11 protein-coding genes and 1 pseudogene are annotated in these 12,709 nt (G+C 71.6%); 7 read left to right on the top strand and 5 right to left on the bottom strand.

All coding sequences use genetic code 11. The features are described from left to right. Positions 1–69 precede the first annotated feature (69 nt). The 4 genes from ACIQTO_RS36640 to ACIQTO_RS36625 all read left to right on the top strand — a co-directional run bounded on the left by ACIQTO_RS36640 (position 70) and on the right by ACIQTO_RS36625 (position 4,045). On the top strand, positions 70–663 hold the full coding sequence (locus ACIQTO_RS36640; protein WP_402397749.1) for a hypothetical protein: 594 nt from the start codon (positions 70–72) through the stop codon (positions 661–663). A gap of 2 nt (positions 664–665) precedes the next feature. Beyond that, entirely contained in the window at positions 666–971 is a 306-nt protein-coding gene (locus ACIQTO_RS36635; RefSeq protein ID WP_402397746.1) for a hypothetical protein, read from the top strand. Positions 972–1,101: 130 nt separating this feature from the next. After that, on the top strand, positions 1,102–2,211 hold the full coding sequence (locus ACIQTO_RS36630; protein WP_402397677.1) for a DUF4037 domain-containing protein: 1,110 nt from the start codon (positions 1,102–1,104) through the stop codon (positions 2,209–2,211). 475 nt (positions 2,212–2,686) lie between these two features. Beyond that, complete coding sequence (locus ACIQTO_RS36625; RefSeq protein ID WP_402397675.1) at positions 2,687–4,045, top strand: ALF repeat-containing protein; 1,359 nt, start codon at positions 2,687–2,689, stop codon at positions 4,043–4,045. A 244-nt stretch (positions 4,046–4,289) separates the two neighbouring features. On the opposite strand, the gene ACIQTO_RS36620 is transcribed toward ACIQTO_RS36625, so the two are convergent. The 5 genes from ACIQTO_RS36620 to ACIQTO_RS36600 all read right to left on the bottom strand — a co-directional run bounded on the left by ACIQTO_RS36620 (position 4,290) and on the right by ACIQTO_RS36600 (position 8,816). Further along, complete coding sequence (locus ACIQTO_RS36620) at positions 4,290–4,451, bottom strand: hypothetical protein (protein WP_402397672.1); 162 nt, start codon at positions 4,449–4,451, stop codon at positions 4,290–4,292. 32 nt (positions 4,452–4,483) lie between these two features. After that, complete coding sequence (locus tag ACIQTO_RS36615; protein WP_402397669.1) at positions 4,484–4,711, bottom strand: hypothetical protein; 228 nt, start codon at positions 4,709–4,711, stop codon at positions 4,484–4,486. 114 nt (positions 4,712–4,825) lie between these two features. Continuing rightward, complete coding sequence (locus tag ACIQTO_RS36610; RefSeq protein ID WP_402397667.1) at positions 4,826–6,334, bottom strand: alpha/beta hydrolase; 1,509 nt, start codon at positions 6,332–6,334, stop codon at positions 4,826–4,828. A gap of 584 nt (positions 6,335–6,918) precedes the next feature. After that, positions 6,919–7,602: a response regulator gene (locus tag ACIQTO_RS36605; RefSeq protein ID WP_402397664.1), complete on the bottom strand. Its 684-nt coding sequence runs from the start codon at positions 7,600–7,602 to the stop codon at positions 6,919–6,921. Beyond that, positions 7,599–8,816: a sensor histidine kinase gene (locus ACIQTO_RS36600; protein WP_402397661.1), complete on the bottom strand. Its 1,218-nt coding sequence runs from the start codon at positions 8,814–8,816 to the stop codon at positions 7,599–7,601. Before ACIQTO_RS36600 ends, ACIQTO_RS36605 begins: the two co-directional genes overlap by 4 nt. Positions 8,817–8,959: 143 nt before the next feature. Between ACIQTO_RS36600 and ACIQTO_RS36595 the strand changes: the two genes are divergently transcribed. From ACIQTO_RS36595 to ACIQTO_RS36585, 3 genes and pseudogenes are all read left to right on the top strand, one after another. Continuing rightward, complete coding sequence (locus ACIQTO_RS36595; protein WP_402397658.1) at positions 8,960–9,688, top strand: ABC transporter ATP-binding protein; 729 nt, start codon at positions 8,960–8,962, stop codon at positions 9,686–9,688. Positions 9,689–9,770: 82 nt separating this feature from the next. Beyond that, positions 9,771–12,170, top strand: a complete 2,400-nt coding sequence (locus ACIQTO_RS36590) for an ABC transporter permease (protein ID WP_402397656.1) — start codon at positions 9,771–9,773, stop codon at positions 12,168–12,170. 133 nt (positions 12,171–12,303) lie between these two features. Further along, positions 12,304–12,709 (top strand): annotated as a pseudogene (locus tag ACIQTO_RS36585) (IS5 family transposase); the annotation flags it as partial.

The raw sequence follows: 12,709 nt of genomic DNA, 5'->3' as shown, positions 1-12,709 counted from the left end.
GCATGGTCGGGCCTTCTCCCCGCCTATGCCCTTGCCCGGTTCGACGTCGGCTACGCGGGAGTCGGGGCGTTGTACCTGGCCCAGGGAGCCGGCGCCGTTCTCGGCCCCTTCGTGGGAAGGCGGTTCACCGCCGGATCCGGCCGCCGGCGTCCGGTGGTGGCCGCAGTGGCCCTGGGAGTATTCGGCCTCGGGTACCTGGCCCTGGCCCAAGTCAGCCACTTCGGGCTCGGCATGGCCGCTGCCCTGATCGGCCACATCGGAGTGGGCGCGTGCGCGATCCTCGCCATCAACGGGCTGCAGTTGGCAAGCCCCGACCACATCCGCGGCCGTGTCATGGCGACCGTGTTCGGCAGCTCCTCCGGCCTGCAGGGACTCTCATCGCTGGCGGTCGCACCGCTCGCGGCGACATTCGGAATGATCACGACCACGGTGGTGCTCGGAACCCTCGCCGTCACGTACGCCGCACTCTGGATCATTCCAATAACATGCATGCGAGAGACCGGCAAGACCATCGAATCGGACAACCCACAGAGCGGTCCGCCCGCGGTGCGCGGCTCACTCGGCCGGCCACCGCCGTGCGGACGCCGGACCCGGCCCGTCCGGCTCCGAAGACCTCCGGGTGGATCGGCCCGCGCGCGGCCGAGCCCGCCGCCGGGACGGTGATCGTGCCGCGCGACCCGCTGCACCGCGGGCTGCCCCGCGGCATGGACGTCCACATCCCCCTCGACCCGCAGCTGTTCGGCTACGCCTGGGTGCTCTCGGGCTGGACGGTGCAGCCGGACCTGATGGTGGTGATCGGCGAGGGCTACCCGGTCGGCTGGGTCGAGCGCGGCCTGGACGGGGGAGATGGCTGGGCCGCAGTGTACGAGGGCTACTTCCTCGGCGACCCCGCCACCCGGCAGGCCGCCCTGCACGACACTCCGGAGCCGGCCGCCCGCATCATCCACCAGGCCCACATCCAGAACCTCTGACCGGAGGTCCGTAGGCGGGGCCGGCGTTCCCGTGTCCGTCCGGTCGGGGACGGTATCCGCCCGTTCTGCCACCTGCAAGGTGTTTGATATCGGGTGGACTCCGGTGCCTGCCGCTGGCCACAGTGGCGTCATGGTCACGCCCGCAGCCACTTTCGTTCCCGGTCTCGAACTCTCCAAGGTTCTCTACGAGGAGGCGGTGCGACCGCTCCTGGACGGTTCCTACCCGGGCCTGCGGTACGCGGCCGCGCGGGTCGGGCCGGGGTCGGAAGTGCTCGGTTTCGACACCCCGCGGTCGGCCGACCACGACTGGGGTCCGCGCCTGGATCTGTTCCTCACCCCCGAGGACGCCGCCCGGCACGCCGCAGACCTCCACGAGCTGCTGGCACGGCGGCTGCCGAAGCAGGTGCGCGGCTGGCCCACCCATTTCCGGTCCAGCGGTGATCCAAGTGATCCGGTCGCCCACCTGGAGGTGACCGAGGGACCGGTCGCCCACCGGGTGGTGGTGCGGCAGGTGGACGCCTGGCTAGCCGCGCAGCTGGGAACCGGCGCGGCTGGGACGGATGCGAAGCCGACGGTGGGCGAATGGCTGGCGATGCCGCAGCAGAAGCTGGCCGAAGTGACCGGCGGGGCGGTCTTCCACGACGGCCTGGGCACCCTCGTCGCAGCCCGGCGCCGGCTGGCGTGGTACCCGGAGCAGGTCTGGCGGTATCTGCTGGCCTGCCAGTGGCAGCGCCTCTCCCAGGAGGAAGCGTTCGTCGGCCGCTGCGCGGAGGTCGGCGACGAGCTCGGCTCCGCGGTCGCGGCCGGGCGCCTGGTACGCGACCTGATGCGCCTGGGCCTGCTGCTGGAGCGCCGCTACGCGCCCTACACCAAGTGGCTCGGCAGCGCCTTCGCGCAACTGGAAGCCGCCGAGCGGCTGACGCCGTCCCTGCGTGGGGCGCTGGCCGCCACCGACTACCCGGACCGGGAGCGGCACCTGTGCGACGCGTACGAGACCGTGGCCCGGATGCACAACGCCGCCGGGCTCACCGCCCCGGTGGAGTCGGCCCGCCGCCCCTACCACGGCCGCCCGTTCCTGGTCCTGCACGCCGAGCGTTTCGCCCGCGCCCTGGCCGCCACACTCACCGACCCGCAGCTGCGCGGCCTGCCCTTGACCGGGAGCGTCGACCAGTGGGCCGACAGCACCGACCTTCTCATCCGGCCCGACGTCATCCGGGCGGCCGCCGACGCGCTCACCTGACGGTACTGCAGCACCCAGGCGGGGATCGCTCGCACGAGTGATACCCCCGATTCGATCTGGGCCGACGACGCACGCCCGTGCGGTCCTTCGCCGCTCCTGACCCGCTGCTCCCCGGTATCGCTCCGGACGGTTCCCGGGCTTCCCGGTTCTGAGCCGTGCGGAAGGCCGCCGCCCCCGTGCGGAGTGGCGGCCTTCCGTGCGGTCCAGCGGCCGGCGGCGGGAGTGTCGGGTGTGTCCGTACCTCAGCTGTGGTGTGGGCGGGGTTCGCGGGCCGCCGCTGCCTTCTGGGCTGCGTGGGAGGCCTGCTGAGGATCGGTGGGCCGCTCGGAAGGCCGGACACAGGTGAACCGGCGAGCGGTACCGGTGCCCCGGGCCCTGGGCGGAAAGCCTGCGTGCTGATCGGACTAAACGATCTATGCTGGCCAGGTTCACGATTTCTCCCCCGTGTTCTTCGCTCGAGAAGCAGGTCTGTTTGATGAAGTTGTCCAAGGTGTCCGCCGTTCTTGCCGCGGCCGCGCTCGCTCCCACGGTGCTGTTCCCGTCGATGGCGTCCGCCGCCGAGCAGCCGGCGCCGACCGGGGTGTCCGGTCCTGACACGGCGTCCGACGCCGCGGGGGACCACGACTCCCAGGAGGCGCTGGACCGTGCCGCGGTCCAGCGGATCCTGGCGGACAAGGAGTCGGGGTCCGCCGTTCGGGAGGCTGCCGAGAAGGCCCTCGCCGGCACCGCCGCCGACCTGCGGCGCTTCCTCGAGGTCGAACTGGAGTGGGCGCGCCAGTCGGACAACCGTCTGAAGGTCGCCCAGCTCGCCAATTCCGCTGGTCCCGCCGTCAGGAAGGGCGTCCGTGCCGCGCTCAACGGCACCTACGAGGACATCCTCGCGTTCCTGAAGGAGGGCCAGTACATAGCCCGTGCCGAGGACGAGGACCGGGCCGAGGTTCAGCGGATTCTGGAGGACAAGGAGTCGGGGCGCGGGGTTCGGGAGGCGGCCGAGAAGGCTCTCGCCGGTACCGCGGCGGATCTGCGGCACTTCCTTGAGGTCGAGCTGGCCCAGCAGAGCTGGGCCGACAACAAGGTGAAGGTCGCCCAGCTCCTCAACACTGGTGGACCTGCGGTGCGTAAGGCTGTCGAGGTCGCACTGTGGGGTTCGGCCGAGGATGTTCTCAAGTTCCTGAAGGAGGGCCAGTACATAGCCCGCGCCGAGGACGACCGGGTCGAGATCCTCACGATCCTCGCGGACAAGGAGATCGGCCCGAGCGTCTACGAGGGGGCCCAGAAGGCTCTGGACGGCACGCCCGCCGACCTGCGCCGCTTCCTTGAGGTCGGTCTCGCGGACGCGCGCGTGATCGACAACCGGGTGAAGGTCGCGCAGATCCTGTCGGTCGGTGGCCCCGCGGTCAAGAAGGCCGCCGTCGCCGCGCTGAAGGGCTCCCCCCAGGACGTCGTCGCCTTCCTGAAGGAGGGCCAGCACACGGCCCGTGCCGAGGACGAGGCCAACGCGGCGGCCGCCGCCAAGCCGACCACCCCGCCGGTGCAGCAGCCGGACCAGGCCCAGAACACCGGCACCGGGCAGAGCCGGCCGACCGGACCGACCGCCCAGCCCGTCGGCGCCGTGAGCGCCAACACCGGTACCAGCACTGCCCCGGTCCCGGCTGTGGTGCCCGCGCGGGTCACCGCCGCCACGGCCGGCACCACGGCTCCGGTCTCCGGTCAGCTCGCCGCGACCGGTGTGGACGAGGGCCTGGGTTGGGAGGCCGGCGGTGCCGCCGCGGCCGTCGCCGCCGGTGCCGCCCTGGTGGCGCTCTCGCGTCGCCGCCACTCCGCCGACAGCTGACCGCGACGAACCCCGCACACCTTGGTGCCCCCGGCCGGACGGCCGGGGGCACCTTGTGTCTGGCGTCCGGCTGGTCCAGGCCGGCGGAGGCTGTGGATAGTGCGGAGCTTGTGATCAACTATCCAGATGGTCCGTGTCCTCAGCCGCGTGGGTGTGATCAGTCCTTGAACGCCCTCTTGGGCGCGATCGGGCCGCCGAGCTGGATGCGGGCCCGGACGATTCAATTTCAGTAGTCGTCAACACCTCATAGTCCTGGCGCCCCATCGTTCATTCGAGGGGGCGCCAGGCCGGTATTGGTGGCCTCGCGCAGGTGGAGCATCTGGGCGGCGGCTCGCTCGCCGGGTGTGGCCGTCGTGCGGGCGGTCGGGATCAGGGCGGTGAGGCCGCGGGGGAGATGACTGGTCATCGCCCCATTCTCCCGTCCGCGGCCGGGGACGGTCACCACGGCCGGTCGGTGCCGGCTGCCGGGGCCGGGCCGCCGTGGTGGTGGCGGGCGACGGCCTCGAGCAGCGCGGTGCGGGTCTGGCGCCAGCGGATGTCCTCGGTGCGGCCGGCGTCGGCGGCCCAGTCCGGCAGCGGCCTCTCCTGCGCGGCCGCGGTGAGGTCGCGGCCGAGCGCGCCGATCGCCTGCTGCCAGTCGGTCAGCTGGTGCAGCAGGGAGCGCACCAGGGTGTCGACCGCGGCCGCCGGGGCGGCGTGGAAGAAGCGGGCCTCGCTCGCGGCCTCGGCCAGCAGGTCCTCGTCCAGCCCGTGGTTCCGCCCTCCTCGATCCCTGTCTGGTCAGCCGGATGATCCGGATGGAACGTCCTGGCTGTCGCAGGTGAGGTCTTTCGCGGGGAGCCGGCCCGTGGTCAGGTAGCGGGTGACGGTGGCGTCCGCGCAGGACGGGCCGGCCACCACCACGCCGTGTCCCTCACCGCCGGCCACCGTGACCATGCGGGCGCCGCGCAGGGCTCGTCGCATGCCCTGGGCCATGGCCAGCGTCGCCTGTGGGTCCCACTGGTTCTGCACGATCAGGGCGTTGAGGTCGTTGCTCACCCCGGTGGCCGGTTCGCGGGCGGCCGACTTCCAGAAGGCGCACGGCTTGATGTTGGCGTCCAGGTCGCCGGCCAGCGGGTACCGGGCCTTGTCCCGGACCGCGTCCCGGCGGTACTGCTCGGGGTCGCGCGGCCAGTTGCGGGTGTCCCCGCAGAAGACGGCCCACACGACGGCGGACATGTTGTCCGCCGGGACCTGCGCGTCGAAGGCGCCCGTCCCTGCCCCGGCGCCGGCGGGCCGGACCGGGGCGGGGTCCGCGGTCGCCGTGGTCCCCGCCGGTGTGCCCGCGGCGGCGGTTCTCAGCGCGACGATCCAAGGGGTGACGGCCTCGGGCCGGACGAAGTCGGCGTATCTGGCCCGGATGGCGTCACCGCTGAGCAGTTCGCCCGAGATTTGGACAGGTGTGCGGTCGGCACTCGCGATCAGGTCCCAGTATGCCGCCCGGACCTGCGCCGGGGTGGTGCCCAGCCCGTACGTCGTGTCTCGCTCGGCGGCCCACTGCGTCCAGCGGGTGAAGGCGAGTTCGGCGCCTTCGGACCAGCCCTGGAACAGGCCGCGCCACGCGAGGGTCGGGTCGAGCGCGCTGTCGAGCACGAAGCGGTCCGCGCGTCGGGGGAACATCTGCGTGTAGACGGCGCCCAGGTAGGTGCCGTAGGAGTACCCGAAGTAGGAAATCCTCCGTTCCCCCAGGGCCGCGCGGACCACGTCCATGTCCCGTGCCGTGTTGCGGGTGGTGACGTGCGGCAGCAGGTCCCCGGCCTTGGCCCAGCACTTGTCCGCCACTGCCCGGGCCCGGGCCACGTCCTGCGCGAACGTCTGGTCCGCGTAAGGGTGTTGGAAGGTCTGCTCGTCGGCTGTCAGCTCGCAGCCGAGTGGTGAACTCTGCCCGACCCCGCGCGGGTCGAACCCGATCAGGTCGAACCGCTCGCGCACCTGCGCCGGCAGCAGCGGTTCCATCTCCGCGGGCATGGTCAGCCCTGGGCTGCCCGGCCCGCCGGGGTTCATCAGCAGCACGCCGTGCCGCTTCGCCGCACTGGCGGCCTTGACCCGCGACACCGCGAGGTCGATGGTCCGGCCCCCGGCGTCGCTGTAGTCCAGCGGCACTCGGACCTTCGTGCACTCCAAGGACGCCGGGCGGTCCGCGCCGCAGCTCTGCCACCGGAGTTGCTGCCGCCCGTACCCCTGGAGCGCCTCCTCCTCCGCCGCGAACGCCGTCGCCGGGGCCAGGGACGCCGCCAGCACGGTCGTCACCGCGCCGGCCGTCAGAGCGGAAATCGTTCGTCCAGTACGCAGAACCATGTCGGCCCCCTGTGCGGAATTCGGTGTTGCGGAACTCCTCCAGTCTCGGTTCCGCCGCGGCCGCGCCCTGTACGGCGCCGGGATGGGTTCATGATCCAACTTGCGGGGTAGGGCGCCGCGCCGAGGCCCTACCAGGGTCTCACCGGGCGGGACCCGTCCCCTAGGGGCCAGGCCTCGCCACCCTGAGGGGCGGACCGTCACCGCGATGGCCCTGCGGGGTGCTGGGGCTCCAGGTCCACAAGGGCCGTCGGAGGGCGCGGAGCGGCCGTCAGGCGCCGGCACCCCAGGCCACGTGCAGGTCGGGCGCAGACCATAGATCGTCGCCCGCATGCCTGACGGTCAGACAGCGCGCAGCCGAGGGGCGTCAGGCTGCTCCGGCTCGAACTCTGCGCGACCATGAGAGGGACGGGGGCCTCGACGTCGGCAGTCTCCTCCGCCCGGCGGCGTCGACTCGAATCCCGCTGCGGCCAGGTGGGTGTGCTGGCGCATCTGGAACGCGGCGAACTCGTGGTCTCGATCGTTCTTCTCGTCCTGTCCTACCGTCTACGTGGCACGAGTCCGGCTTCGAAGGCGACGATCGCGAGGTGGACGCGGTCCCGGGCTTCGAGCTTGGCGAACAGACGCGCGACATGGGTCTTCGCCGTCGCCGCGCTGATCACCAACCGCTCGGCTATCTCAGCGTTCGACAGTCCCTGTCCGACCAGTGCCAGCACCTCGCGCTCCCGGTCGGTGATCCCCGCGATGAGACTTGGGTCCGCGGCGGGCTCGGTGTCCGGTTCGGGGGCCGCGGGGCCGGACGTCGCGGCGAAGTCCGCGATCAGCCGTCGGGTCACGCTCGGCGCGATCAACGCGTCGCCGGCCGCTACCACGCGGATCGCGTCCAGGATCGCGTCCAGGGCCATGCTCTTGAGCAGGAATCCGCTGGCCCCGGCGCGCAGTGCGCCGTAGACGTACTCGTCGTCGTCGAAGGTCGTCAGCACCAGCACCTTGGGCGGGTCCGGATCGGCGGTCGCCTGCCGGGTCGCCTCGATCCCGTCCATGCCCGGCATCCGGATGTCCATCACCACGACGTCCGGCCGCAGCTCACGCACCAGGCGCACCGCCTCGCGGCCGTCGCCGGCCTCGCCGACCACCTCCAGGTCGTCGGTGTCGCCGATCAGGATCCCGAGCCCGACCAGCATCAGCGGCTGGTCATCGACCAGCAGCACCCGCACGCTCATGCCGGGAGCCTCGCAGCCACCCGGAATCCGCCCTCCGGACGCCGGCCCGCGCTGAACTGGCCGGACAGCAACGTCACCCGCTCGCGCATGCCGAGCAGGCCGAAGCCGCTCCCGCCGGCCGCTGCCGAGAGCCTCGGACGGCCGGGCCCACCGGGACCGTCGTCCCCGTCGTCGACCACCTCGATCGTCACTCCTGTCGGCTCGTAACCGACCGCGACCCGGCACGTCCGCGCACCGGAATGCCGCACCACGTTCGTCACCGACTCCTGGACGATCCGGAACGCCGACAGCTCGATCTCCGGCGGCAGCGGACGCCGCTCGCCCCGCCAGGTCACGTGGACCCGCACCCCGGCGTCGGCCGTGCGTTCGGCGAGCCGCGGGACGTCCGCCAGGCTGCCGCCCGGCGCCAGCGGAGCGGCCCGCGGCGTGGCGTCGTCGGGCTCGGCGCGGCGTAGTGCTCCGAGCATGCGCTGCAGCCCGAGCAGCGTCTCGCGGCTGGTGGTCTCGATGCCGGTCAGCGCCTGCCGCGTCTGCTCGGGCTTGGTCTCCACGACCCGCGCCGCCGCTCCCGAGAGCACCGTGATGATCCCGATGCTGTGCGCGACGCTGTCGTGCAGTTCGCGGGCGATCCGCAGCCGCTCGGCCATGACGGCGCGGGCCTCGGTCTGCTCGTGCAGGGCTTCGAGGTATTCACGGCGTTCGCGGTACACCCCGCCGAAGACCCACGCGACCGCGAACACGAACGCGAGCTGCCCGGCCCCCCGGGCCGCGTCGCCGACGTGTTCCCCGTGGGCGACGAGGGTGCGATCGGCGAACCCGGTCGCGACGGCCGCGACGGAGCCGACGGCCGCAGCAGTCGGCCGCCGGGCGGCGAGGTGCCCGGCCAGGACCGGGAGCAGGAGGAGCACGATCCAGGGCCGCGCGCCGATGAGGTCGCCGAGGGCTGCTTCTTCGACCGCGACCGCAGCGAAGACCGTCGCGGGCAGCCGACGCACCAGCAGGATCGGAAGAGCGAGCACGACGCAGAGACCGATCATCTGGTCGGGCCCGACATCGGGGAACCTCAACGGGCCCTTGTAGTACCGGACCTGACCGAACGGCATCGTCCAGAAGAGCATCAGCGCGTAGAAGCAGGCGGCGGCCAGCACCACGGCCCGCGACGTCAGCCAGGCCACGGGGGCCGATGTCGAGAAACGCCGGAGCAGCTCTTCCATACGGAGATCGTATGGATCGGCGTCGGCGCTGCGCGTCACCCCGGGGATGTACGCGGGGTACGCCGCCGGGCCGATGGCCTGGGGGAGAGGTGACATCCGCCGGCCGACGCGATGGATCACGGTCCGTTCCTAGGTTCATGGCCATGACGAATGAGCCGATGATCGATCTCCAAGGCGCGACAAAGAAATATGATGACGGCCCGCCCGCGCTGGCCGGGGTGACCTTGTCCGTGGCGGCCGGTGAGTGCGTGGCGATCCTCGGCCATTCCGGCAGTGGCAAGTCGACGCTGCTGAACCTGGTCGCGGGTCTGGACAAGCCTTCCGGCGGCACCGTGACCGTCAACGGAACCCGGGTCGATCAACTCGGCGAGGCCGGTTCGGCGAAGTACCGGCGGGCTTCCATCGGCATGATCTTCCAGTTCTTCAACCTGCTCGATGACCTGACGGTGCTGGACAACGTGATGGTTCCGGCGCAGTTGGCCGGGATGGGCAAGGGCGAGGTGGAGCGGCGGGCGACCGAGTTGCTCACCTCGCTGGGTATCGACCGGCACGCCAAGGCCTACCCGCAGCAGCTGTCCGGTGGTCAGCGGCAGCGGGTGGCGGTGGCCAGGGCCCTGATGAACCGGCCGGCGTTGCTGCTGGCCGACGAGCCGACCGGCGCGCTGGACTCGCGCTCGGCCGAGGACGTGCGCCAACTGCTGCTGGATCTGAACGCGGAGGGTCAGACCATCCTGCTGGTGACCCACGACATCCAGCTGGCCGCGAACACCGCGCGACGCACGATCGAGCTGGTGGACGGTGCCGTGGCCCGGGACGTGGTCAACCCGGTCAGCGGCGCCACCTCCAACAGCTCGGCGGGAGCGGTCCGATGACGCGGCCCCCAGCGCTGCCGTCCCAGCGCCTGTACGCGGCTTCCTTCCGGGCCGTGGCCCGTCCGCTGCCGGCGGCGAGCCGATGAGCGCCCTGGGCAAGGTCGTGCGCTCCGGCGTCGGCCGGCGTCGTGTGCAGTCCTTCGTCATGGCCCTGACGACGTTCGCTGCCGTCACCTCCTCGGTGCTCTCGCTCGGTCTGCTGGCCGTCGTGCAGGCCCCGTTCGACCACGCCTTCAAGGCCCGGAACGGCGCGCATCTGTCGGTCCAGTTCGACGGCTCGAAGGCCACTGCCGCGCAGGCCGCCGCCACCGCGCACGCCGCCGGCGTCACCGAGGCGTCCGGGCCGTACCCGGTCACCGCCGCCCTGAACACGACCTTCGGCACGGACTGCACCGCGAACATCGCCCCGGGCATGCCGCTCGCCGGTCGCACCAACGAGCCGGTCATCGCCACCACCCGACCCGACCTGGCCGGCACCTCCGGCCTGGACCAACTGGTCCTGGTCCAGGGCAGGTGGCCGACCACCGCGAACGAGATCGTCCTGTCCTCATGGGACCATCAGTGCGCGGGCGGTTCCGTGGTGTTCGACTCGCTGCCGGGCAAGCCCTCGTTCAAGGTCGTCGGCAACGCGAACTCGCTGACCGACACCGCGACCGGCTTCCTCACCACCGACGGCATCGCGCGGCTGACCGCCGCCGGCGCCAAGACCGACGAGCAGATGCTCTACCGGTTCGCCAGATCCGGGACCGACGCCGACCTCACCACGGACAAGCAGGCGATCGCCGCCGCCGCGCCGGCCGGCTCGGTCGAGAGCGGACAGTCCTACCTGACCGTGAAGAAGCAGGCCGTCGGCAGCGCAAAGGCGTTCGTGCCGTTCCTGGTCGTCTTCGGCGTCCTCGGCCTGTTCCTGTCGGTGCTGATCATCGCGATCGTGGTCAGCGGCGCGGTGGTCTCGGGAATCCGGCGCATCGGAATCCTGAAGTCGCTCGGCTTCACCCCCTGGCAGGTGGCCCGCGCCTACGCCGCACAAGCCCTGATCCCGGCGACGATCGGCGTGGTGGGCGGCACGCTGGTCGGCAACCTGCTGGCTGTTCCGGTCCTGGGCAGTGCCAGCAAGGGTCTCGGTGCCGCCGACACCACTCTGCCTGTGTGGGTCAGCCTCGTCGTGCCGATCGGCACCTTGGTCGTCGTCGGTGTCACCGCGCTCATCCCGGCACTTCGGGCCGGCCGACTGCCGGCGGTGCAGACCCTGGTCGTCGGCCGCGCCCCGAAGGCCACGCGCGGCCAAGGCGCGCAGCGCCTGGCGAGCCGGCTGCCGCTGCCCCGGCCGATGTCGCTGGGACTGGCCCAGCCGCTCGCCAAGCCGGCCCGGGCCGCACTGGTCGGCGCCGCGGTGCTGTTCGGCGCGGTGAGCGTCACCTTCGCGATGGGGCTGGAGACCGCGTTCACCAAGTACACGGACACGAATACCAGCGGCTTCAACGCCGCGTCGATGCTCGTGGTGCCCGCCGGCACGCCCGCCGGCTTCCATTCCCCCGGCGGCCCTGCCAACCCCCACTTGGACTCCACCGAGGTGGCCGCCGCGCTCGCTTCGCTCCCGGGCACGAAGGCCGCGTTCGGCTGGGGCAACAGCGGCGCGACCGTGATCGGCGCGCCGACGGGGGACCATACAGTGGTGGACACCACCACCGGCGACCTGTCCTGGACCAACCTGGGGCTGGTTAACGGCCGCTGGTACCAGAACCCCGGCGAAGCCGTGATCAACGACCACCTGGCCTCGGCGGCCGGGATGCACGTCGGCGACACCGTCACCGTGGCGCAGGACAACAAGCGACTGCCGCTGCGGATCGTCGGCATCGACTTCGATGCCAGCGGCAACGGGGTCGTGATGACCGATTCGGCCACGTTCACCGCCGCCGGTCTGACGCCGTACATCACCCAGTTCAACGTCGAGCTGGCCGACAACGTCAGCGGCCCGGCCTGGTCCGCCTCGGCCACCGCCGCGCTGACCCCGCTGCACGCCGCGGCCGCCCCGAACATTACGTATGAGAACTACACGGTGCTCATCATGAGCGCCCTGGTGGCCACCCTCACACTGATGATGATCGCGGTCGCCGCGCTCGGCGTGCTGAACACCGTGGTGCAGGACACTCGGGAACGGATCCACGACCTGGGGATCTTCAAGGCCCTCGGGATGACGCCCAAGCAGACCATCGTGATGGTACTGACCTCGGTGAGCCTCACCGGCCTGGTCGCCGGGCTGATCGGGGTCCCGATCGGGATGGCGGTGGAGAAGGCGACGCTGACCCAGATGGGGAGCGCGATCGGCAGGAACCTGCCGCCGAGCGTGACCCACGTCTACACCGCCGGGATATTGCTCCCGCTGCTGGCCGGCGGGATCGCGATCGCCCTGCTCGGGGCACTGCTGCCGGCCGGCTGGGCGGCGCGCTCCCGGACCGCCACCGCGTTGCGTACCGAGTAGAACCGGTCGGGTGTTGGTGCAGGTCCAGCCACATGTCCCTCATGTCCTCGCCATGCTGGCTGCAACCGCGCGGCGGGCCGGTCGGTCACGGGCTTAGGCCATGTCTCTCCGATCATCGGATCGTTAGCTTGGTATGACTGGTCGCGGTGATCTGACGGACGAGGAATGGGCCCGGCTGGAGCCGCTCCTGCCGGTGAGGAACGGACGTTGCGGCAGGTGGCGGGACCATCGGCAGGTGATCAACGGCGCCCTGCACCGAGTTCGGACCGGGGTGCAGTGGCGCGACCTGCCGGAGCGGTTCGGCCCGTGGAAGACCATCCACAAACGGCTCTTGCAGTGGTCGGCCGACGGTACTTGGGAACGGCTGCTGCGGCAGGTCCAGGCCGCCGCGGACGCCGAAGGCGCGATCGACTGGGACGTCTCGGTCGACTCCACGGTGATGCGCGCCCATCTGGCGGAGGTGGTGCGGCAGGTGAGGGTCTGGGCCGCTCGCGGGGTGGCTTCACCACCAAGGTCCACTTGAGCGCCGACGGCAGGTG

Origin of the sequence: Kitasatospora sp. NPDC091207 (assembly GCF_044768625.1) — a bacterium.
Classification (GTDB): domain Bacteria; phylum Actinomycetota; class Actinomycetes; order Streptomycetales; family Streptomycetaceae; genus Kitasatospora.
The sequence above is the reverse complement of the archived record's forward strand: the minus strand, read 5'-3'. Positions and strand labels throughout refer to the sequence as shown.

Excerpts from the sequence above, each read along its gene's own strand:
- ACIQTO_RS36625 (WP_402397675.1), top strand. The coding sequence starts at position 2,687 with ATGAAGTTGTCCAAGGTGTCCGCCGTTCTTGCCGCGGCCGCGCTCGCT.
- ACIQTO_RS36630 (WP_402397677.1), top strand. The coding sequence starts at position 1,102 with ATGGTCACGCCCGCAGCCACTTTCGTTCCCGGTCTCGAACTCTCCAAG.
- ACIQTO_RS36590 (WP_402397656.1), top strand. The coding sequence starts at position 9,771 with ATGAGCGCCCTGGGCAAGGTCGTGCGCTCCGGCGTCGGCCGGCGTCGT.
- ACIQTO_RS36600 (WP_402397661.1), bottom strand. The coding sequence starts at position 8,816 with ATGGAAGAGCTGCTCCGGCGTTTCTCGACATCGGCCCCCGTGGCCTGG.
- ACIQTO_RS36595 (WP_402397658.1), top strand. The coding sequence starts at position 8,960 with ATGACGAATGAGCCGATGATCGATCTCCAAGGCGCGACAAAGAAATAT.
- ACIQTO_RS36620 (WP_402397672.1), bottom strand. The coding sequence starts at position 4,451 with ATGACCAGTCATCTCCCCCGCGGCCTCACCGCCCTGATCCCGACCGCC.
- ACIQTO_RS36605 (WP_402397664.1), bottom strand. The coding sequence starts at position 7,602 with ATGAGCGTGCGGGTGCTGCTGGTCGATGACCAGCCGCTGATGCTGGTC.